The organism is Jatrophihabitans sp., assembly GCF_036000465.1.
Taxonomy (GTDB): domain Bacteria; phylum Actinomycetota; class Actinomycetes; order Mycobacteriales; family Jatrophihabitantaceae; genus Jatrophihabitans.
The window spans coordinates 29,320-50,817 of the sequence record NZ_DASYFV010000044.1 but is presented as its reverse complement, the minus strand read 5'-3'; the positions used below and the strand labels follow the sequence as shown (position 1 = coordinate 50,817).

At 72.5% G+C, this 21,498-nt stretch carries 20 protein-coding genes and 1 tRNA gene; 9 read left to right on the top strand and 12 right to left on the bottom strand.

From position 1 onward, the window contains the following. From cysS to VGN18_RS14100, 3 genes are all read left to right on the top strand, one after another. On the top strand, positions 1-1,410 hold the full coding sequence (gene cysS, locus VGN18_RS14110; protein ID WP_327540338.1) for a cysteine--tRNA ligase: 1,410 nt from the start codon (positions 1-3) through the stop codon (positions 1,408-1,410). Beyond that, positions 1,410-2,360 (top strand): 23S rRNA (guanosine(2251)-2'-O)-methyltransferase RlmB, encoded by a 951-nt coding sequence (rlmB, locus tag VGN18_RS14105; RefSeq protein WP_327540337.1) that lies wholly within the window; start codon positions 1,410-1,412, stop codon positions 2,358-2,360. Before cysS ends, rlmB begins: the two co-directional genes overlap by 1 nt. 82 nt (positions 2,361-2,442) lie before the next feature. Continuing rightward, positions 2,443-2,913, top strand: a complete 471-nt coding sequence (locus tag VGN18_RS14100) for a DUF4188 domain-containing protein (protein WP_327540336.1) — start codon at positions 2,443-2,445, stop codon at positions 2,911-2,913. A gap of 2 nt (positions 2,914-2,915) precedes the next feature. On the opposite strand, the gene VGN18_RS14095 is transcribed toward VGN18_RS14100, so the two are convergent. Beyond that, positions 2,916-3,644, bottom strand: coding sequence for a lysophospholipid acyltransferase family protein (locus tag VGN18_RS14095; protein ID WP_327540335.1), 729 nt, complete (start codon positions 3,642-3,644; stop codon positions 2,916-2,918). A gap of 94 nt (positions 3,645-3,738) precedes the next feature. Further along, positions 3,739-4,626 (bottom strand): hypothetical protein, encoded by an 888-nt coding sequence (locus tag VGN18_RS14090; RefSeq protein ID WP_327540334.1) that lies wholly within the window; start codon positions 4,624-4,626, stop codon positions 3,739-3,741. A gap of 92 nt (positions 4,627-4,718) precedes the next feature. Here VGN18_RS14090 and VGN18_RS14085 point away from each other — a divergent pair. After that, positions 4,719-4,792 (top strand) — tRNA-Thr (locus tag VGN18_RS14085). 102 nt (positions 4,793-4,894) lie between these two features. Further along, the gene (locus VGN18_RS14080; RefSeq protein ID WP_327540333.1) at positions 4,895-6,541 is read left to right on the top strand and encodes a nuclease-related domain-containing DEAD/DEAH box helicase; all 1,647 of its coding nucleotides are present in this window, start codon (positions 4,895-4,897) and stop codon (positions 6,539-6,541) included. 161 nt (positions 6,542-6,702) lie between these two features. Here VGN18_RS14080 and VGN18_RS14075 read toward each other — a convergent pair whose 3' ends face one another. The 3 genes from VGN18_RS14075 to VGN18_RS14065 all read right to left on the bottom strand — a co-directional run bounded on the left by VGN18_RS14075 (position 6,703) and on the right by VGN18_RS14065 (position 10,752). Further along, positions 6,703-7,710 (bottom strand): hypothetical protein, encoded by a 1,008-nt coding sequence (locus VGN18_RS14075; RefSeq protein WP_327540332.1) that lies wholly within the window; start codon positions 7,708-7,710, stop codon positions 6,703-6,705. Continuing rightward, the gene (locus VGN18_RS14070) at positions 7,707-8,267 is read right to left on the bottom strand and encodes an RNA polymerase sigma factor (protein ID WP_327540331.1); all 561 of its coding nucleotides are present in this window, start codon (positions 8,265-8,267) and stop codon (positions 7,707-7,709) included. The genes VGN18_RS14075 and VGN18_RS14070 overlap by 4 nt, the downstream gene beginning before the upstream one ends. Positions 8,268-8,373: 106 nt before the next feature. Next, entirely contained in the window at positions 8,374-10,752 is a 2,379-nt protein-coding gene (locus VGN18_RS14065) for a hypothetical protein (RefSeq protein WP_327540330.1), read from the bottom strand. 185 nt (positions 10,753-10,937) lie between these two features. On the opposite strand from VGN18_RS14065, the gene VGN18_RS14060 reads away from it, so the two are divergent. After that, the gene (locus tag VGN18_RS14060) at positions 10,938-12,599 is read left to right on the top strand and encodes an FAD-binding dehydrogenase (protein WP_327540329.1); all 1,662 of its coding nucleotides are present in this window, start codon (positions 10,938-10,940) and stop codon (positions 12,597-12,599) included. A 1-nt stretch (position 12,600) separates the two neighbouring features. On the opposite strand, the gene VGN18_RS14055 is transcribed toward VGN18_RS14060, so the two are convergent. Genes VGN18_RS14055 through VGN18_RS14035 form a run of 5 tightly spaced genes read right to left on the bottom strand, consistent with a single transcriptional unit; the run spans position 12,601 to position 16,886 of the window. Next, positions 12,601-14,205 (bottom strand): hypothetical protein, encoded by a 1,605-nt coding sequence (locus VGN18_RS14055; protein WP_327540328.1) that lies wholly within the window; start codon positions 14,203-14,205, stop codon positions 12,601-12,603. Positions 14,206-14,231: 26 nt separating this feature from the next. Further along, positions 14,232-14,870, bottom strand: a complete 639-nt coding sequence (locus VGN18_RS14050; RefSeq protein ID WP_327540327.1) for a response regulator transcription factor — start codon at positions 14,868-14,870, stop codon at positions 14,232-14,234. Beyond that, entirely contained in the window at positions 14,867-16,000 is a 1,134-nt protein-coding gene (gene macS / locus VGN18_RS14045; RefSeq protein ID WP_327540326.1) for a MacS family sensor histidine kinase, read from the bottom strand. Before macS ends, VGN18_RS14050 begins: the two co-directional genes overlap by 4 nt. 34 nt (positions 16,001-16,034) lie before the next feature. Further along, positions 16,035-16,349, bottom strand: coding sequence for a YiaA/YiaB family inner membrane protein (locus VGN18_RS14040; RefSeq protein WP_327540325.1), 315 nt, complete (start codon positions 16,347-16,349; stop codon positions 16,035-16,037). Positions 16,350-16,397: 48 nt separating this feature from the next. Further along, on the bottom strand, positions 16,398-16,886 hold the full coding sequence (locus VGN18_RS14035) for an SRPBCC family protein (protein ID WP_327540324.1): 489 nt from the start codon (positions 16,884-16,886) through the stop codon (positions 16,398-16,400). A 105-nt stretch (positions 16,887-16,991) separates the two neighbouring features. Here VGN18_RS14035 and VGN18_RS14030 point away from each other — a divergent pair, with 105 nt between their 5' ends. The 3 genes from VGN18_RS14030 to VGN18_RS14020 are packed head-to-tail and all read left to right on the top strand — an operon-like array spanning position 16,992 to position 19,864. Next, entirely contained in the window at positions 16,992-18,452 is a 1,461-nt protein-coding gene (locus VGN18_RS14030) for a purine-cytosine permease family protein (RefSeq protein ID WP_327540323.1), read from the top strand. Then, positions 18,449-18,892, top strand: a complete 444-nt coding sequence (locus VGN18_RS14025; RefSeq protein WP_327540322.1) for a nucleoside deaminase — start codon at positions 18,449-18,451, stop codon at positions 18,890-18,892. Before VGN18_RS14030 ends, VGN18_RS14025 begins: the two co-directional genes overlap by 4 nt. A 6-nt stretch (positions 18,893-18,898) precedes the next feature. Further along, on the top strand, positions 18,899-19,864 hold the full coding sequence (locus VGN18_RS14020; RefSeq protein ID WP_327540321.1) for an isopenicillin N synthase family dioxygenase: 966 nt from the start codon (positions 18,899-18,901) through the stop codon (positions 19,862-19,864). Here the strand turns inward: VGN18_RS14020 and VGN18_RS14015 are convergent. Beyond that, positions 19,851-20,285, bottom strand: coding sequence for a thioesterase family protein (locus VGN18_RS14015; protein ID WP_327540320.1), 435 nt, complete (start codon positions 20,283-20,285; stop codon positions 19,851-19,853). The genes VGN18_RS14020 and VGN18_RS14015 overlap by 14 nt on opposite strands. Next, positions 20,282-21,487: an MFS transporter gene (locus VGN18_RS14010; RefSeq protein WP_327540319.1), complete on the bottom strand. Its 1,206-nt coding sequence runs from the start codon at positions 21,485-21,487 to the stop codon at positions 20,282-20,284. The genes VGN18_RS14015 and VGN18_RS14010 overlap by 4 nt, the downstream gene beginning before the upstream one ends. Positions 21,488-21,498 lie beyond the last annotated feature (11 nt).

Sequence of the window (21,498 nt, the reverse complement as noted above, 5' to 3'; positions counted from 1 at the left end):
GTGACGCTGCACCTCCACGACACCGCGACCCGGTCGTTGCGGGCTTTCGAGCCCCTCGAACCCGGCAAGGCGTCGATCTACCTGTGCGGTCTCACCACCCAGGGGCCGCCGCACATCGGGCACGTCCGCAACTGGATCAACATGGACATCCTGCGGCGCTGGCTCGAGCACAACGGCTCCGAGGTCACCTTCGTCCGCAACGTCACCGACATCGACGACAAGATCCTGAACAAGGCGGCCGCGGCCCGTCAACCATGGTGGGCGCTGTCGTTCCGCAACGAGCGCGAGATCATCGCGGCCGAGGACTCGCTGGGCTGCCGGCCGCCGTCCTACGAGCCGCGGGCCACCGGCCACGTCACCGAGATGGTCGAGCTGATGCAGCGCCTGATCGACTCGGGACACGCCTACGTCGCCGACGGTGACGTCTACTTCGACGTGCGCTCCTACCCGGCCTACGGTCAGCTCTCCGGGCAACGGGTCGACGAGATGCAGGCGGCCGGCGACTCGGTCGGCGACGACCGCAAGCGCGACCCGCGCGACTTCGCGCTGTGGAAGAAAGCCAAGGAGGACGAGCCGGCCAGTGCGTCGTGGCCGACCCCGTGGGGACGCGGCCGGCCCGGCTGGCACCTCGAGTGCTCGGCGATGGCGACGAAGTACCTCGGCCCGGCGTTCGACATCCACGGCGGCGGGCTCGACCTCGTCTTCCCGCACCACGAGAACGAGCTGGCCCAGTCGCGCGCGGCCGGCGACGGCTTCGCGAGCTACTGGATGCACAACGGGCTCGTGACGATGGCCGGCGAGAAGATGAGCAAGTCGCTCGGCAACACGCTGCTCGTGCGCGAGATCGTCAAGCACTGGCGTCCGGTCGAGGTGCGGTACTACCTCGGCGCGGCGCACTACCGCTCGGCGATGGAGTTCAGCGACACCGCGATGGACGACGCCGCCTCGGCCTACCGGCGCATCGAGAACTTCGTCGAGCGCGCGATCGAGGCGGTCGGCGAGACGGTCGAGGGGCCGGTGTGCGCCGACTTCACCGCCGCGATGGACAACGACCTCGGCGTGCCGCTGGCCCTGGCCGCGATCCACACCGTCGTGCGCGAGGGCAACACCGCGCTGGCCGACGGCAACCTCGTCGCCGTTCGCGGCGCGCTCGGCAGCGTGCTGACGATGACCTCGGTGCTCGGCCTCGACCCGCGGCAGTGGGAGACGTCCGAGGGCGATTCCGCCGGGCTCACCGACACCGTCGACGCGCTCGTCCGGGTCGCCCTCGAGCAGCGCACCGCCGCCCGGGCCCGCAAGGACTGGGCCGCCTCCGACGCGATCCGCGACCAGCTCGCCGACGCCGGCGTCCTCGTCGAGGACACCCCCGACGGTCCGCGCTGGACCCTCGCTACCCAGAAGGGCCGTTGATGGCCGGCAACTCGCAACGTCAGGGCGCGATCCGCAAGTCGAAGAAGGGGCCGCAGGTCGGCTCCGGCGGGCAGGTGAAGCGCGCGCTCAAGGGCAAGGGCCCGACCCCGCCGGCCGAGGACCGCAAGGGGCACCCGGCCGCGCGCCGGGCGGCGGCCGCGGGGCGTCGCGACACCGGCAACCGCAAGCCGCGCGAGACCGGCGCGGCCGAGCTGCTCGTCGGGCGCAATCCGGTCGCCGAGGCACTGCGGGCCAAGATCCCGGCCACCGCGCTGTACCTGGCCGTCGGTCTCGAGCCGGACGAGCGCATCACCGAGTCGGTGCGGCTGGCCGGCAACCGCGGCATCGCGCTGCTCGAGATCAGCCGCAACGAGCTCGACCGCCGCACCGGCGGCATCCTGCACCAGGGCATCGCGCTGCAGGTGCCGCCGTTCCAGTACAGCGAGCTGCCCACCCTGCTCGCTGATGCCGCCGACTCGGGCGTCGCGCCGCTGCTGGTCGCGCTCGACGGCGTCACCGACCCGCGCAACCTCGGCGCGATCATCCGCTCGGCCGTCGCGTTCGGCGCGCACGGCGTGGTGATCCCCGAGCGGCGCTCGGCCGGCATCACCGCCACCGCGTGGCGCACCTCGGCCGGCACCGCGGCCCGGCTGCCGGTCGCCCAGGTGACCAACCTCGTCCGCGCCCTGAAGGAGTGTCGCGACGCCGGGCTGTTCGTCGTCGGCCTCGACGCCGACGGCACGACGACCCTCGACGACCTCGAGATGTCGACCGAGCCGCTGGTCGTGGTCGTCGGCTCCGAGGGACGCGGGCTCTCCCGCCTCGTCGGCGAGACCTGCGACCTGACGCTGTCGATCCCGATGTCGCCCGCGGCCGAGTCGCTCAACGCGTCGGTGGCCGCCGCCGTCACGCTGGCCGAGATCGCGCGCCGCCGCCGTCACTCCTCCTGATCGCGCTTCCCTCCGGCCGACCCCGTGCTGAGGCCGGAATTCGGGGTCGACGGGAGGGGCGGCGCAGGTAGAGGATGCGCGCATGGGGCAGGCAATTGCAGGACGGCAGCGCGCGCGTATCGACGGTGACTTCGTCGTGTTCCTCATCGGCGCCCGGCTGCAACTGCGCCACCCGATCCGCTCCTTCGGCGACCTCGGCGGGCGCCGCGGCATGAAGCACATGCTCGACCACCTGACGAAGCACCCCGAGAAGGGCCTGCTCGGCTTCGAGATGGGCTTCCCGACGATCGTCCAGTACTGGCGCTCGTTCGATCACCTCGAGGCGTTCGCCCGCGACCAGGACGACCCGCACTCGGTGGCCTGGCGCAATTACTGGAAGCGCGTGGGCCAGGACAACCGCACCGGCATCTGGCACGAGACCTACCTCGTCCGGGCCGACGAGTACGAAGCCGTCTACGCCAACATGCCGCCGTTCGGGCTGGGTAAGGCCGGCTCCCTAGAGCCGCTCTCGCAGGACAGCCGGGCCCGGCTGCGAATCCGGCAGAAGGCCTGACGCTACTTCTTGTCGACGTACTTGCGGGCCGGGACGAAGAACTCGGCCGGCGCCGGCTCGCCGCGCAGGTCGGCGACCTCGGAGCGCACGGCGCTCATGATCTCGTCGGTGATCTCACGCAGTGTCTCGGCCGTCGGCTCCTTGCCGCGGAAGCGGCTGAGGTCGAGCGGTTCGCCGACCGAGGCCAGCGAGATGCGCCGCCGGCCCAGCCGCTTGTGGCTGAACCCCATCCGGTGCGCGCCCCACTGCCCGACCGGGACTACGGGGGTGTCGGGCGAGAGCAGCACCAGCCGGGCGATGCCGGTCTTGGCCTGCATCGGCCAGTTGTCCGGGTCCTTCGTCGTGGTGCCCTCGGGGTAGATGACGATCGCCTCGCCCTGCTCCAGCGCGGTGACCGCGTCACGCAGTGACTTCGAGGCGTCGGTCGTGCCGCGGTAGACCGGGATCTGCCCGGCACCGTGCATGATGCGTCCGACGATCGGCCAGCCGAACACGCCGGCCTTGATCATGAACCGGGGCACGCGGCCCGACTGCCAGACGAAGCGGGCCATGAGCACGGTGTCGACCTGCGAGATGTGGTTGACCGCGATGATCACCCCGCCGGTCCCGGGCGCCGGCACGCGGTCGAGGTGGCGCCACCGGATGCGGAACAGCAGGCCGTCGAGCGGATAGAGGATGACCACGCAGAGTCGGATCCAGAACCCGGCCTTCGGCTTGTGCAGTCTGCTCACGGTTGTCCCATCGACGGTTACGGCGGCGTAGGTGAGTCTGCCGATACTTTCGTGGGCCGGCCGCAGGAGGGTTCCCTCCGACGGGTCCGGACGCTCAGAGGTCGGTGCCCGCGTGGCCGGCGTCGAACAGCGTGGCGGTGTAGAAGAACGTCAGGGCGGCCAGGTTCTGGGTGGCCAACTCGTCCTGGAACGAGCCGCCGAGCAGGTCGGCGTCGCGCACCGGGTTGGCCACGGCCTGGGCGCGAGCCTCGCCCAGCCCGTCGAGGCTGTCGGCGTAGCAGTGCAGCGCCGCGACCCGGGTGACCACCGCGTCCCAGGCCTGCTCGACGACCGGGTCGGCCGGGCGCTCGATCGGCAGGCCGCCGGTCTCTCCCTCGTAGCGGGCCGAGGCGACGCGGAAGCACTGCGCATCGACCTGGTCGAGCTCGATCGCGACGTCGATGCGCACCCGGTGCTCGTCGAGGCGGCCCGAGCGCCAGCCCGGGCTGGCGATGATCCGTTCGACCGCCCGGATCGCCGCGACCACGAGCCCGCGCTCGCGGGTGTGCACCAGCGGCCCGCTCCAGGCCTGCTCCGAACGCCAGCGGCTCGCGACCCGGATGGCCCGCAGCTCGGCCGGGTTAAGCCGCGGCCCCGGCGTCGCCCGGCGGGCGGCCAGCGCGGCGCCCCCGAGGAGCACGAGGAGCACGCCGGCGACGATCGCGAGAACCCAGTGACCGGTGACGAGGGCGATCACCAGCAGGATCGCGTCGAGCACCGCCACGGCACTGGCCGCGGTGACCCGCGGCTTCACCGGGTCGGCCCCGCCGCGGGCGATCAGCTTCGTGGTCAGCTCGGGCGAGACGGGACGCAGCGGGCCGGGGGCGTTGAGGGTCAGCTGCTGCGGCGACCCGGCCGACCCGGCCACGGTCGCGAGCACCTCGTCCCGGGCCCGCTGCAGCTTCTGCTCGGCCTCGAGCGGCCCGGGTGATGGCGCGGTCACGAGGGGGGTCCGGGGTGGCGCGGCGTCATCGCCCCATCGTGCTCGTCCGGTCCGTCCCCCGCCAGCAGGGGCCGGGTAACCTCGTCCCCGTTGCCGCCTTAGCTCAGTTGGTCAGAGCAACCGCCTTGTAAGCGGTAGGTCGTCGGTTCGACTCCGACAGGCGGCTCCGCTCGCTCAGGCGTCCCGCCCAGGACATCAGGGGCAGCGCAGCGCCCTACGACAGGTCTCGTGGCTCGACGGCAACGCCGGCGAAGATCAGAATCGGTGCGTGCCGCTCATCCGCCCCGAATCACCTCGTTTCGCGAACGGCGCCGAGAAGCGGGTGTGGGAGAGCCTGCGGGACCGGCTCGACCCGGCCGACGCGCTGATCGCGAACTTCCGGTTCACCGACGAGAGGAAGGACCACGAGGCCGACGCGATCGTGCTGCTGCCCGGCTACGGCGCCGCCGTCGTCGAGGTGAAGGGCGGTCGCGTCTGGGCCGCCGACGGCGGGTGGCGGCAGGCCTCCGGCAACGGCCCCGGCCGGACCATCCACCCGGTCGAGCAGGCCCGCGCGTGCCGCTACGGCCTGCGCACCTACATCGAACGCGACGCCCGCTGGCGCGCGGCCGGCCACTCGCGGTTCCGCTGGACCCATCACGTCGTCGTCCCGTACACGACGCTGGACCACGACTTCGCCGTGCCGGACTGCCCGCGCTGGATGATCCACGACCGGGGTGATCTGCCCGACCTCGTGGAGCGGCTGCGTGCAGCGCTCCGCCGCCAGGACACCTCCAACCGTCCGCTCGATCACGACGACGTCGGTCTCGTCCTCGAGATCCTGGCCGGCCGCGGCCAGGCGCAGCGCGACATCGTCGCCGAGTCCGACGAGCGCGAGGACGAGGCGCAGCGGCTCACCGAGGCGCAGGCGATGATCCTCGACGCCACCCGGGTGCTCCCTCGCGTCGAGGTCCGAGGCGGCGCCGGCAGCGGAAAGACGTGGATGGCGGTCGAGCAGGCCCGCCGGCTGTCCCGGGCGGGCCGGCGGGTCGCGCTGCTCTGCTACTCGCGCGGTCTGGCGGCCTACCTGCGCCGGCACGTCGAGACGTTCGACCGGCGTCAGCGCCCGGCCTACGTCGGCGAGTTCCATGCGCTCGGACGCAGCTGGGGCGCCGCGCCGGGCTCCGACGACGACAGCGACTACTGGGAGCACCGGCTGCCGGCCGAGATGGTGTCGCTCGCGAGCGCCCTGCCCGACGGCAAGCGGTTCGACGCGATCGTCATCGACGAGGCGCAGGACTTCGCCGACGAGTGGTGGCCGGCCGTCCTCGCCGCGCTCAAGGACGAGGAGACCGGCGGGATCTACGTCTACAGCGACGAGGGGCAGCGGGTGTTCGCCCGGTTCGGCCAGCCGCCGGTGCCGCTCGTCCCGCTGATGCTCGACCAGAACCTGCGCAACACCAAGCAGATCGCGACGGCCTTCGGGTCGTTGGCGCCGATCCGGATGAAGCTCTTCGGTGGCGACGGGCCCGCCGTGCGGTTCATCGAGTGCGCGACGGTCGACGCGGTGGAGGTCGCCGACGACCAGATCGATGCCCTGCTGGGCGAGGGTTGGCGGGTGGAGGACATCGCGTTGCTGACCACGGGCAGCCGGCACGACGAGCAGGTGTCGCGGCAGGAGCTGCTCGGCCAGGAGGGCTACTGGGACACGTTCTGGGACGACGAGCAGGTCTTCTACGGCCACGTGCTCGGCTTCAAGGGCCTGGAACGGCGCTGCGTCGTGCTCGTGCTCAACGAGTCGACGGTGGGTGAGCGGTCCACGGAACGGCTCTACGTGGGGCTGTCCCGCGCGCGGGATCAGCTCATCGTGGTCGGCGACCCGGAGTTCGTGCGCACGGTCGGCGGCGACGAGGTGCTGCGACGGCTGCGCGGATGACCGTGTGACGCGATCCGACGACTGTGTCGTCTGGCCGGCAGCCCTGGTGCCGGCCAGACGACGTCGCGGAGTGTGTAGACCGGCTGGCGGATCGCGCCCCACGATCAGTCGACACCCACCACACAGATCGACGGGTCCGCCCCGGGCGTTACAGGTGCCGATCAGTGCGGGGAGCGGGTGACCGTCCTGCCCTGCGGGGTGTGACTGCTGCCCGGGGGAACCTTCGTGTGTGACCGGTTACCGGGGGCGGCCGGCGCCGACGACGACGCGGGATCGGACGACAGGCCCGCCGACGACGAGGCGGACGACCCCGGGTGCGACGGATGAACGGGGTGCGTCGGCGCGTCGCTCGGGCGGCCGGTCTCGGTGCGACGACCACCGGCCGGATTGCCGGGCGACGAGCCCGGGGCAGAGGGCTTGCCGGCCGGGTGCGTGGCCCCGGGGGCGCCGGCCGACGGATGCAGGACGGCGGCGCAGTAGGTCGCGACCTGTGCCTCGCCACCGGCCGCTGCGACCAGAGCACTGTAGCCGCGGGAGTGCGCGTAGGCCGCTCGCGGACCGGCGGTGCCGGTGCGCGACCGGTCGTAGGCGGTGCAGAGTCCGTAGGCGGTCGGTCCCGTCGCGTCGGGACCCGTGGTGTGGGTCGACCCGCCGCCGGGCGCCGTCGATCCGGACGGGCGATGGCCGGAGCTGTGGTTCGCCCCGTGGCCGGTGCTCCCGGGCGCGGGGACGCCGAGGAGCCGGTGGGCCACGGTCTGCAGGGCGTCGGGCAGGACGCCGGCGAAGGCCGCGCCGGTGACACCGCCGAGCCCGAGCAGGCCAAGAATCGACGCGGCGACCAGCCGGCCACCACCGCGGGACGGGGACGGCCGCCGGCGCGCACCCGGACGTGCGACCCGATGCGGCGCGGCGCCGTACCCGGCGGGACGGTACGCGCCGGGGTGTTCGGCCCGGAAGGCGAGGCGGGCCGCCTCGAGCCCCGCCGTCTCGCCGGCCGAGGGGGGACCGGCGAGCGCCGTGAAGAGGTCGGCGACGAGCCGCGCCTCGACGGGGGCGTCGGACGGCAGCGGGGTGCCCGAGACCAGCGCGGCGAGGATGTCGTCGTCACGCTTGTCGAAGGTGGAGGGAAGCGTCGGCATGTCGCCGAACAGATCGTCGGAACGCGTCATTGTGTTACGCCCCGCTCGGCCAGGATCTTGGCCAGGTTCTGCACGCCGCGGTGCGCGGCGACGCGAACGGCCCCCGGGCTGCGGCCCACGACCTCGGCCACGCGGGCGACGTCGAGGCCGGCCACGACGCGCAGGACGACGACCTCGGCCTGCAGCCGGGGCAGTTGGGCGACCGCGGCCAGGGCGGCCCGGGTGTCGAGGTTCTGCAGCGCGTCCTCGGCGGTGTCGCGGACGGGCGGGCCGTCGGCGTCAGGATGGCCCTCGGGCAGGTCGACGGTGGGCACGCGGCGCATCACCCGTCGGGTCTCCTCGACCGAGCGGCGCCGGGCGATGGTGAACAGCCAGCTGCGCCAGCCCGGTTCGTCGCCCGCGAAGCGCTTGATGCTGCGGACGACGCTGATCCACGTCTCGGCCGCGACGTCGTCGGCCGTGCGCGGATCGAGGATGCGGAGGTACCGGACGAGGGCCGGATTCGAGTCCCGGTAGAGCTGATCGAACGAGCGCTCGTCGCCGCGCTGGACGCCTGCCAGCACGGCGGGGAAGGCGTCGCCGATCACCGCGCAAGTATGAATCATGTGAGCCGATCGGGACACCCATGGATTGGCCGTTCGCGTCCGGATCGCGGCACTCGCGCGGCTTGTCGGATGCGTCGGCCGAGCGGGGTCAGCCCAGGCGCAGAACGTGCGTCGACACCGGTGCCGCCGCCGGTGCGAGACGGCCCGGCCGCGGGGCGGCGACGGCCAGGAAGCTCTTCGGCGACGTCGGCTGCGGGTAGAAGTCGAAGCGGCCGAACGACCACAGGTCGAGCCGCGCCCGACCCGACGTGTTCCGCACGTCGAGCAGGTTGCCGTTGCCGAGCGGCGCCGGGGTCGAGCCGAGCGTGGTCTCGTGGGCGTTCGCCCGCACCTGCGGCCGCGACGGGGCGCCGACGTGCGGCACGTTGCCGGGCCAGAGCGCCTCAGCCGTGGTCACCGCCGGGTTGCCCACCAGGAGCTTCGCGTTGAGGGCCGTCGTGTACCGGCCGGCGACACTGGTGCTCGGGGCGACGGTGCGGCTCCAGCCGGTGTACAGCGTCGTGGACAGCAGGTGCACGGCCGAGCCCGGCGTGTACCGCTCGCCGTAGGAGAACGTGTTGTCGTCGACGAACCCGAGGATCGTCACGATCAGGTGCACCGCGGTCGAGCCCCGGTTCAGCACGGTGACCGACGGGTACGCGTAGCCGGTGCTGCTGTCGACGAACCGGCCGGCGGCGACGAGCGAGACGTTGGTCGTCACCCGCCCGCCGGCATAGGTCATGACCGAGGTGGCCGGCGCCGCGTGGTTCGTCGGGTAGGCGGTCAGCGTGCCGCCGCCGGTGCTGCCGTACGCGGTGACCTCGACGAGCAGCGACGACACGTGCGGGGTGTCGCTCGGGTCGAAGTCGACCGGGATGTCGAGGTAGTAGCCCTTCGGTAGCGCCTTGAGCCCGAACGCCTTGGTGTCCATGATCGTGCCCTGGTTGAGGTACGTGTGCATGGCGCCGCCCTGGCCGTATGCGGTCGAGAGCCCGGCGGCGGAGTAGAAGCCGAAGACGTCGACGCTCACCGGGGTGGAGCCCGACGAGGTCGAGAGCACGATCCGCCCGCCGGCGCCGATGCGGGCCAGGACGAAGTTCGTGCGGGCCGAGCGCTGGGTGACGGTGAGGTCGGGCGCGACCGGACGAGCCGTGCCGGCCGGGTAGACGGTGACGGCGGTCGTCGAGGTCGGGTTGGCCGCCGTGATCTCCAGGGCGACGGCCGACACGCCGGTCGCCGGGATGCCGGGCGTGCCGGTGACCTGCAGCGTGTACGGGTGGCCGGCCACGATGGTGCGCGACTTCAGGACGCGCTGCGACGTCGAGAGCCGGTGGTACATGCCGGCCGAGTAGACCGGCCAGGCCGTCGCGGCCACCGCGCGGGGAGTGAGGTCGCCGGCGGTGGTGTCCACGAATCTCGGCCTGACCTGGTAGTAGTACGGCTGCCCGGTCTTCACCGCGACGTCGGTGTAGGACCGGCTGGCCTGGCTGATCCACTTGTAGTAGGCCACCGGCTGACCGATCGTGCCGCGGTAGAGGTACGAGCCGGCCACGCTCGAACCGATGGGGCTCGGCAGCAGTCCCCAGTTGACCGTGATCCGGCCCGGACCGGGCTGCACGTAGGTCGTCGGATACGGCCGGCCCTCGACCCGGATCGGGATGTCGATCGGATCGCCGCTGTCCTCGGTGAGGTGCAGGACCCGCAGCGTGCCCGGATTGGTCGAGCTGATCGCGGCCACCGGGTGCGGGGTGACGGTGACCTGGCAGCTGGCGCCGTTGGCCACCAGCGTGTTCAGGCAGGTGTCGGCGGTGATCTTGAAAGAGTCCGCCGTGCCGCCGGTGAAGGCCTCGGAGTCGATCCGGACGTCGAGCGAGCCGCGGTTCGTGATCGTGAACGTCTTCGGGGTGCCGTCGGTGTTGGTCGTCTGCCAGCCGAAGTCCCAGCCCGCAGGCGAGGAGTCGAGGGCGGAATAGGACCGGGTCGAGGCGAAGCGCAGCGCGCCCGTGACCGCAGTGCTGCCGGCGCAGGTGAGCGTGTAGTCGGCGGCGAACCCGGTGATCTGCTGGTCCGGCGCCGTGGCGTCGAGCTCGGTGATGTCGAGCGTCCCGGTGGCTGCGCTGCACGTCGTGGTGCCGACGGTGATGCCGAAGCCGGGCGATGACCCCGTGGCCGCGAGCGTCGTCGAGTACGAGCCGGTCTGGATCGCGCCGCCCGTCGGGGGAGTGATGACGGCGTCGTACACGGTGCCGGAGTGCACGCCGGTCTTCGCGGTCGCGGTGAAGTGGATCCCGCTGCTCGGGGTGCCCAGTTCGGTCGGCATCGTGGCGGTCGCCCCGTCGAGCGTCATCGCGCCCGTGTTCGTCCCGGTGACGGAGCGGCTCATGGTGAAGACGTCGTACGGCGGTGCCGCGGACGCCTGCGCCACGGCGGGGACAGCCAGGGTGGATGCCGCGAGCGCGGTGACGACGGCGATGCGTACGAGCCGCATGGAGGCCCCTTCCGGGCGGTGGGCTCGACCGCTCTCCGGTCGCAGCGCGCAGAACCTATCGGTTGCCGCCGACAGTTCTTGATCCGGATCGCCGCATCGATGCGGAATTGTCCGGCCGGGCGGGCCCCGCGGCGGTGCGGCACGATGGAGCGGTCGGGGGAGACGCGGGTGACGGAGGTGGCGGGATGGCGCTCGATGCCGATGCGATCGTGGTCGGTGGTGGGCTGGCCGGGCTCGTCGCTGCCGGCGAGCTGATCGACGCCGGTCGGCGGGTGATCCTCGTCGACCAGGAGCCCGCGCAGAACCTCGGCGGCCAGGCGTTCTGGTCGTTCGGCGGGCTGTTCTTCGTCGACTCCCCCGAGCAGCGGCGGCTGCGGATCAAGGACTCGCACGCGCTCGCCTGGCAGGACTGGCTCGGCACGGCCGGTTTCGACCGGCTTGATGACGAAGACACCTGGCCCTACCGGTGGGCCGAGGCCTACGTCGACTTCGCCGCCGGCGAGAAGCGGTCGTGGCTGCACCAGCGCGGCGTGCGCTGGTTCCCGGTCGTCGGGTGGGCCGAGCGCGGCGGCTACGGCGCGATCGGGCACGGCAACTCCGTCCCCCGCTTCCACATCACCTGGGGCACCGGCCCGGGTCTCGTCGCCCCGTTCGCGGCCAAGGTCCAGCAGGCCGCGGACGAGGGCCGTCTCACCTTCGCGTTCCGGCACCGGGTCGACGAGCTCACCGTCACCGGCGGCCGGGTCGACGGTGTGCGGGGCGCGATCCTCGAACCGTCCGACGTGCCGCGCTCGGCGCCGTCGTCCCGCGTCGAGGTCGGCGAGTTCGAGCTGCACGCGCCGACCGTGCTCGTCACCTCCGGCGGCATCGGCGGCAACCACGACCTCGTCCGGGCCAACTGGCCGGCCCGCATGGGTCGGGTGCCGGAGAAGATGATCGCCGGCGTCCCCGACTTCGTCGACGGCCGCATGATCGCCATCACCGAGCAGGCCGGTGGCCGGGTCGTCAACCGCGACCGCATGTGGCACTACGTCGAGGGCATCCAGAACTACGACCCGGTGTGGACGAACCACGGCATCCGCATCCTGCCCGGCCCGTCGTCGTTGTGGCTCGACGCCACCGGCAAGCGCCTGCCGGTACCGCTGTTCCCCGGCTTCGACACGCTCGGCACCCTCGAGCACATCATGCGGACGGGGCACGACCACACCTGGTTCGTCCTGACCAAGAAGATCATCGGCAAGGAGTTCGGGCTGTCCGGCCAGGAGCAGAACCCCGACCTCACCGGGAAGTCGGTGCGCCAGGTGATCGAGCGGGCCCGGGCCGACATGCCGCCGCCGGTGCAGGCGTTCCTCGACCGCGGCGTCGACTTCGTGCAGGCCGACACGCTCGACGCGCTGATCACGAGGATGAACGCCGTCACCGACGAGCCGCTGCTCGACCCCGAGACCGTGCGCCGGGAGGTGCACGCCCGCGATCGCGAGCTGGACAACGACTACACCAAGGACCTGCAGATCGCCGCGCTGCGCCAGGCCCGCGCCTACCTGCCCGACAAGATCACCCGCATCGCGTCACCGCACAAGCTGACCGACCCGAAGGCCGGGCCGCTCATCGCCGTGCGGCTGAACATCCTGACCCGCAAGACCCTCGGCGGGTTGAACACCGATCTGCAGTCGCGCGTGCTCGGCGCCGACGGCGCGCCGATCCCCGGCCTGTACGCCGCGGGCGAGGTCGCCGGGTTCGGCGGCGGCGGGGTGCACGGTTACCGGTCGCTGGAGGGCACGTTCCTCGGCGGCTGCATCTTCAGCGGACGCGCGGCCGGGCGCGCGGCGGCGGCCGAGACCGCCTAACTCAGCAGGACGCCGCGAGCCCGCGTCGCAGCCACAGCTCCCCGATGCGGCGGGGTGACACCGCGACCCGGACGAAACCGGCCGCGAGGTCGGCCAGCTCGGCCCGCGTCGGCGCATCGGCGAGCGACGTGGGGTCGGCGTCGGGGCGGCCGACCACCAGCACGGCGTCGACCCGCACACCGTGGCGGACGGCGTCACCCAGCGCGATGCGCCGTTCGTAGGACTCGCCGGGAGGTGAGGCGACGGCGTAGCGGGCGATGTCCTGATCGCGCCGGTAGCGCCAGAAGTAGTAGGGGACGGTGCCGGCCTCGTTGTCGAGGTCGAGGCCGTCACGGCGGTCGGTCACGAACCCGGCCGGGTCGGACAGCGGCTCCATCTCCACCGTCTTCGCGTGGTAGTCGTCGAGATTGAGCGACAGCACGGTCGACCGGGTCGGCAGGCAGGGCGCGACCTTCACGAGGTCGGCGACCCGCCGGCCGAGGTCGCGCTGCACCGGGAAGCGCAACGCGACGAGGCCCACCGCGAGGACGCCGAGCAGCGCGGCCAGTGCGAGTGCGGGCCGGCTCAGCGCCCCTGCCGGGGCGGCGTCGGCGCTTCGTGACCGGCCGAGCTCGCCGGCGACCCAGGCCGCGACCAGCAGCGGCGGCAGCATCGCCAGCCGCATGCCGAGGAAGTAGCCGCCCCCGCCCACGCCGTCCGGCGTGACGATCGCGACGAGCGCGCCGAGGACGGCCGCGACGAGCAGACCGTCGACGGCGTGCACCGCCCGACCCCGGCGCACGATCAGCACCGCGACGGTGGCGTAGAGCAGCAGCGCGATCACCCGGTACAGGTCGTACTCGGCCTGCACGGTGGTGACGGTGCCCTCGGTCATCCCGAGGACGGCGACGATCCGGTGGATCAACGACTCCGGCTGCGGGTGCGACGCCCCGGGCGGGCTCAGCGCGATGAACACGACGGTGAGGACGACGACGGGCACAGCGGCCAGCGCGACCCGGCCGAGGCCTGCGCCCCACGCCCCCGGCGGCCCGTCGCGGTGCCGGGCCACCGCCGCGGTGGCGACGACGGCCACGGCCACACCCAGCGTGGCGACGGCCGGGACGAGGTGGCTCAACCAGCTCAGCGTCAGCAACGCGGCGAGGGGGAGGAGAGGTGGCCGTTCGGGCCGCCGCAGCACGACCCCGACCGTGACGAGCAGGAGGACGACCCCCAGCGAGTAGTCGGTGAAGCCCCACGCCAGCGGGCGGTGCCAGGCGAAGGGCAGCAGCAGCACGGCCCACTCGGGGGCGGCGCCGGCCGAGGCAACGAGGAAGCGGGCGGCCAAGGCGAACCCGATCAGAATGCCGGCGACGAGGATCTTCAGCCCCCACGTCGCTCCGACGAGGTGGATGAGGGCCCAGAGCAGCAGCTCGGCGACGATGTTCGGCGGAACGCCCGGACGTCCGGTGATCACGTCGTCGAACCGGCCGGAGGCCAGCTGGCCCAGCGCGTCGGCCGACGAGACGTGCAGCGCGCCGTCCTGCACGACGAGCACGGGGACGAGCAGCACGGCCGCCACCGGCGCGAGCGCGACCAGCCAGAACCCGATCTTCCCCCATCGCGTCACAGGCGGAGGTTAGAGCACCGACGAGGTCATTCGACGATGCCCTGCTCGATCGCCCATCGGGTCAGCTCGACCCGGTTGTGCAGCTGCAGCTTCTGCAGCGTGTTCTGGATGTGGTTCTGCACCGTCCGGTAGGAGACCCCGAGGCGCTCGGCGATCTGCTTGGCCGACTGCCCGGTGGACACGTTGCGCAGCACCTCGGTCTCGCGCTCGGTCAGCACCGCGGCCGGCGACGGCTCGTCGCGCCCGATGCGGCGGTACTCGCCGAGCACGAGCGCGGCGAGGCCGGGGGAGAACGTGGCCTCGCCGGCGGCGGTCCGGGTGACGGCGTCGATGAGTTCGGCCCGGGCGGCCGACTTCACCAGATAGCCGCGGGCGCCGACCTTCACCGCCGCGAGCACGTCGGCGTCCTCGCCCGAGGAGGAGAACATGAGCACCCGGACGGAAGCATCGGTCGCGACCAGGGCGGCCGCCGCGTCGACGCCGGACATGCCCGGCAGCCGGAGATCCATCAGCACGACGTCAGGCCGGACGGCGGGGGCGATACGCACGGCGGTCTCGCCGTCGCCCACGGCGCCGACGACCACGAAGCCGGCCGCGACGAGGTCGCGCTCCAGGGCCTCGCGCCAGATCGGATGGTCGTCGACCAGCAGCACCCGCGTCGTCATCGGCTCGCCCCCGTCGGGATCGTCATCGAGATCTCGGTGCCGCGACCGGGCGCCGAGGTGATCGTGCAGCGGCCCCCGAGATCGTCGATGCGTCCGCGCACCGAGCGGGCCACGCCGAGGCGCCCCTCGCGCGCGGCTGCGTCGAGGCGGCCGTTCGCCATGCCCACGCCGTCGTCGCGCACGGTCACCTCGATCGCGTCGTCGAGCGACTCGAGGAGGATCCAGGCCCGCGTGCCGGCCCCGGCGTGGACGGCGACGTTGTCGAGGGCGGCCCGCACCGCGGCGGTGATCTCGTCGACCGTCGACGCGTCGAGCAGCACCGGATCAGCCGGTGTCGAGACGGTGATCGACGTGGAGCGCAACCCGCGCAGCGCGGCGCCGAGGTCGCGCGAGCCCGGGCTGCCGGCCGACGGGGCCGAGGTGATGAGCCCGCGCAGCGCGGCCTCCTGCTCGGCCGCGGCGTGGGCGAGGCGCTCCCACTCACCGCCCGCGTCGCGTCCGGTGCGGTGCACCAGGCCGAGCACCTGCAGCACACCGTCGTGGATCGAGCGGGCCAGCCGTTCGCGCTCCTCGAGCGCGGCCTGGGCCGCGGCGGCGGCTCGCAGATCGGCCTCGGCCCGCACGGTCGACCGGGCCAGCAGCCCGACGACGACCCCGGTCAGGAGGAGCAGCACGGCGCTGTTCAGCGTCCGGCCGTCGTAGCCCTGACGCACGACCATCGCCGCCGCGAGCTGGAACAGGCCGGCGAGCACGCCACCCACAGGGCCGGCCACGAACGCCGCCTCGATCACCGGGCCGGCGGCCCAGGTCGTGGTGAGGGTCGGCATGCCGCCGTGCAGCTGGCCGGCGGTCTGGGCGCCGATGGTGACGTAGGTGAGCCCGGCGGTGACCAGCGCGTCGACGGCCACGAAGGCGATGCGGTGCGCGCGGCCGGCGAGCGCGAGCCAGGCGACCAGCGCCGTCCACGCGAGCATCGCGCCGCCGGTTGCGAGGGCGGCCGACGGGTGCCGGTAGAGGGGCTGCCAGCGCACGATCAGGTACAGGCAGAGCGCGAGGGTGACGATGCGGAAGACCGCCACGGCCCGCCACAGCGACAGCCGCACCCCGGCGACCGGCAGCGGCACCCACATGGCCGGAGGCTATCGAAGGCTCAGCCGGCGAAGGCTAACCGAAGGCCCGCGGCGCGGCCGGGTCACCGGGCGTGGGAACGCGGTAGGGGTCGAACTCGGCCATCATCCGTTCGATGCGGGCCTGGTCGATGCGGCTGACGACGCTCTCGGTCTCCTGCTGGTCGCGGATGCACTTGGCGAGCGTGAAGCACGAGCTGACGAGGAAGACGGTGCCGAGCCCGAGGAAGGCGCGGGTCCAGCCGGCGACGGGGAGATTCACCTCCCCGACGATGACGACGGTGAGGGCGATACCGAACGAGGCGATCGACTGGGCGACGTAGGCGGTGGTGTTCTTCGTGGTGTTGGTCATGGCGACGACCCTGCCTGCGCGGGGGCGGCCGGGCCTGAGTAGCGCTACTCAGCTCGTCGCGAAGAACTGCTGGCAGCCGCCGGCCATCCGCCCGAAGTTGAGGCGGTTGACCGGGCTCAGTGCCTTGACCAGCAGGCGGGTTCGGCGCGTGCCCTCGAGCGCGAAGGTCCAGGTGAAGCGGGTGCCGTCCCCGGACGGCTCGACCAGGTAGTCCTCGGCCATCCGGCCCAGCAGGGGACGCGTCGCCTCGGTGCCGTGGAAGGAGAAGCGCCGGCCCTCCTCCCACCTGAAGAAGTACTCGTGCATCGTCAGCGCGCCGCCGGGCAGCACGACGGTGCGCGTCGCGCCCAGGCCGAGGTCGGACGTCCACTCGACGGATTTCAGCAGCGGGGTCCAGTCGGCGACGCTGTTCGGCGCGGTCAGCGACTCCCACACCCGGGCCGGCGGGACCGGCAGTTCGTGGGTGAAGCGGTACACGTGCGGCGCGGCGGTGAAGTACGACTCGGTGCAGGGGGCGAGGGGGTACCAGCGGGGCATCAGCGCATCATGCCGTCCCGCCGATGGCCTCGCACGGCGGCCCGGCCGGGCGATCTACGCGTGGCGTAATGCGGATGTCACCGGACGGGTGCCAGAGTGTCGCCCATGACGACGACTCCGCTCATCCCGGTCGACGACCCGAATCGTGATTACGGCGACCGCATCGCCGCCGTCGAGCCCGGCGGCGTCGAGGTCATCCCGCTCGACGAGCGCCACGGCTCACCGCGGCAGATGTTGTGGACCTGGACCTCGCCGAACATGGAGTTCGCGACCATCGGGGTCGGCATCCTCGGCGTCCTCTACTGGGGCCTGACCTTCTGGCAGACGGTGGCCGCGATCGCGATCGGCACGGCCGCCGGCTCCCTCACGCAGGGCATCCTGTCGACCTGGGGGCCGAAGGACGGGCTGTGCCAGATGGTGCTGAGCCGCACCGGCTTCGGCTTCCTCGGTAACATCCTGCCCGCCGGGCTCAACGCGATCATCGCGGGCATCGGCTGGTTCGCGGTGAACAGCATCAGCGGCGCGCTGGCCCTGCACGTGCTCATCACCGGCCTGCCGAGCCAGCTGTGCCTGCTCATCGTCGTCCTCGCGCAACTCGGCATCGCCTACTTCGGGCACAACCTGGTGCACGCGTTCGAGCGGTACGCCTTCCCCGTCCTGACCGTGATCTTCGTGATCGCGGCCGTCTGGGTGCTCGGCAAGTCGCACCCCGGGGTGTCGCCGTTCACCGTCAACTTCCCGCCGCCCACCCTCGGCGGTTTCCTGCTCATGACCGGTGCCGCTTTCGGCTACGCCGCCGGCTGGAACCCCTACGCCTCGGACTACACGCGCTACCTCGAACCGACGGTGAAGCCGATCAAGGTCGCGCTGTACTCCGGGCTCGGCGTCTTCATCTCGTGCGTCGTGCTGGAGGTCGCCGGGGCGGCCGCGGTCACCACCCTCACGCCGGCGCAGGCGGGCAAGACCACGATCGGCCCGGCCATCGTCACCGACCTGCTGCCGACCTGGCTCGGCAAGCTCACCTTGCTGGCGATCTTCCTCGGGGCGATCTGCGCCAACGTGCTCAACATCTACTCGGGATCGCTGTCGTTCATGGCGCTCGGCGTCAAGCTGCCGCTGCACGTCGCCCGCGCGATCGTCGCCGTCGTCCTCGGCCTGATCGGGTATGCCGTGGCCGCGCACTACCTGAAGGATCCGTCGAGCTACGAGAACTTCCTGCTGATCATCGCCTACTGGATCGGCCCCTGGCTCGCGGTCGTGTTCATCGACCGCTGGTCGCGGCGCGATCCGGCCGAGATCATCGCCGTGGCCGAGAACCCGAAGCATCGGAACTGGGCCGGTCCGATCTCGATGGCGATCGGCGGCGGCATCGCGATCTGGCTGTTCGCCAACCAGTACCCGAAGTACGTCGGCCCGATCCCGACCCATCACCCCGCCTTCGGCGACATCACCTTCGAGGTCGGCTTCGTCCTCACCGGTCTGCTGTATCTCGTGCTGCGGGCGGTGCTCAAGCCGACGCCGGCCCCGACCGCGTCGGCGGCCCCGGAAGCGGTGGATGCCGGGTGAGCCGGTACGACGAATGGCTCGCGGTCGCGGTGGCCGAGGCCGAGGCCGGGCTCGCCGAGGGCGGCATCCCGATCGGCGGCGCGCTGATCGGGCCCGACGGCACGGTGCTCGGGCGGGGCCACAACCGCCGGGTGCAGGACGACGACCCGTCGATGCACGGCGAGACGGCGGCCTTCCGCAACGCCGGCCGGCAGCCGACCTACCGGGGCACGACGATGGTCACCACGCTCTCGCCGTGCTGGTACTGCAGCGGGCTGGTGCGCCAGTTCGGCATCTCGCGGGTCGTGATCGGCGAGGCGAAGACGTTCTTCGGCGGTCACGAGTGGCTGGCCGAGAACGGCGTCGAGATCGTGCTGCTCGAGGACCCGCGCTGCATCGAGCTGATGACCGACTTCATCGCGGCGCGTCCGGAGCTCTGGAACGAGGACATCGGGGAGTGACGAACCGTGGCTGACGCCGTACCGATCATCGATCTCGAGCCGTGGTTCTACGGCGAGGAGGACGACCGCGCGCGGGTGGCGGCGCAGGTCGACGAGGCCCTGCAACGCGTCGGTTTCCTGCTGGTGACCGGGCACGGTGTGCCGCGCTCGGCCCGCAACGACGTGCGGGCGGCGGCGCGCCGGTTCTTCCACCTGCCGTCTTCGGTCAAGGAGCAGTACGCGGTGACGGTCGCGGGCCGGGGCTGGCTGCCGCCGGGCGTCGAGGCCAACGGGTACGCCGAGGGCACCGAGACCCCGCCCGACCTCAAGGAGTCGTACTCGGTCGGGGCCGATCGGCCGACCGGTGATGCGGCGATCGACGCCTACTGGTTCCAGCCGAACGTCTACCCGATCGAGGTGCCCGAACTCGAGACGACGGTCGTCGACTACCTCGCCCGCATGCGCTCGCTGGCCGACGACCTGCTGCGCCTGTGCGGCGTCGCCCTCGGGCTCGCCGACGACTTCTTCACCCGGCACACCGGCCACTCGACGCACACCATGAACATCAACTGGTACCCGCCCATGGATGTCGTCGGCACGCCGCAGGACAACCAGTTCCGCATCGGCCCGCACACCGACTTCGGCACGGTCACGATCCTCGATCGCGAGCCGGGCAAGGGCGGGCTGCAGGTCTGGACCGAGTCCGGCGGCTGGGCCGACGCGCCGTTCCATCCGGACGCGTTCACCGTCAACACCGGCGACCTGCTGGCCCGGTGGAGCGGCGACCGCTGGCGCTCGAACCGGCACCGGGTGCTGCCGCCGCAGGCCGACGCGCCGGACGAGGATCTCGTCAGCCTCGTCTACTTCTACGAGGCCGACCACGACACCGTCGTGCACGCGCTGCGGCCGCCGATCGGCCGGGCCAACGACTACCCCCCGGTGGTGTCGGCCGACTTCCTGCGCGAGCGCCTCGACGCGATCACGATGAGCTGAGCGTCTCCAGGGCCGCGCGGATCTCGGGCGGCACCGGTACGGGACGGCGGGTGTCGCGGTCGACGTAGACGTGCACGAAACGTCCGACCGCGGCCGGCGTGGGCGCGGCGCCGAACAGGGCGAGCCGGTAGACGACGCTCGAGTTCCCCACCCGTTCGAGGGCGAGGCCGGCGGTCACGACCTCGGGGAAGCGCAGCTCGGCGAAGTAGCGGCACGAGGTCTCGACCACGACCCCGATCGCGGGCAGGCGGCGGATGTCGACGCCGGACGCCTCGAGCAGCCAGCCGTTGACCGCGGTGTCGAACAGCGAGTAGTGCACGACGTTGTTGACGTGGCCGTAGACGTCGTCGTCCGACCAGCGCAGCGGCAGGGTCCGCAGCACGGCGAAGTCCTCGCGGCGCCGCTCGAGCGGGTCGGTCATGACATCCTCATCTCGTCGTCGACGAAGCGCGGCGCCGTCGCCGGCCAGGCCGCGACCTGGGTGATGACCAGCGACCCGAACAGCACGGCGAGCGGCAGTGCCCACGAGCCGGTGGCGCCGAACAGCGCCCCGAAGAGCAGGGGGCCGCTGCCGGCGATGATGTAGCCGAGCGACTGCGAGAACGCCGACAGCGACGCGGTCGTGCCGGCGTCCCGCGCGCGCAGGCCGATGATCGTGAGCGCGATCGGGAAGGTGCCACCGCCGATGCCGGCCAGCACCATCCAGACCCACGCCCCGCCGACGGGCGCGAGCGCCATCCCGACGTAGGCGATCAGGTTGCACCCGCAGAACGCCGTGATCACCGCGCGCTGGCGCTCGGCCGGGACGCGCGGGGCGACGAGCGATACGGGGATGCCGACGGCCGACAGCGCGGCCACCATCGCCCCGGCCGTCGCGTGCGAGATGCCGTGCCCGACGAGGAAGCGGGCGAACCAGCCGAAGGCGATGTAGGCCTGCATCGACTGTGCGGCGAAGAAGATCATCACGGCCCAGGCGGTGCGGCTGTGCAGCATCGCGCTCATCGGCACGGCGTGCGCGGCCCCCGCCTCGGCGGGATCGCGCCGCAGCGTGGGCAGCCAGGGCAGCACGGCGACGGCGGTCAGCAGGCCCCACGAGCCGAGGCCGACGCGCCACCCGCCGACCGCGTCGCCGATCGGCACGGTGAGCCCGGCACCGGCGGTGACGCCGACGGCGAGCGCCGTCGTGTAGAGCGCGGTCATCGGGCCGATGCGCTCGGGGAAGTGCAGCTTCACCAGGGTCGGCATGAGGACGTTGCTCACCGCGCCCGCCGCCAGCGCGAGCACGCTGAGCGCGGCGAAGCCCGCCGAGTTGCCCATCTCCGGCCGGAGCAGGAGACCGACGGTGGTCACCACGAGCGACCCGGTGAGCAACCGGTGCGCCCCGAGGTGGCGGGAGAGGCGCGGGGTCAGCGCCCCGATGCCGGCGAAGCAGACCACGGGCAGCGTGGTGATCAGCCCGGCGACCGTGCCCGAGGCGTGCAGGCCGCGCTGCAGGTCGTCGAGCGCGGCGCCGACGCTCGTCACCGCGGTGCGCATCGACAGCCCGGTGAGCAGCAGCGCGGCCACCAGCATCCGGTGGTGCGAGCCGCGGGCGACGGCGGTCGGGGTGGCGGCGGTGGTCACGTCCGCCCATC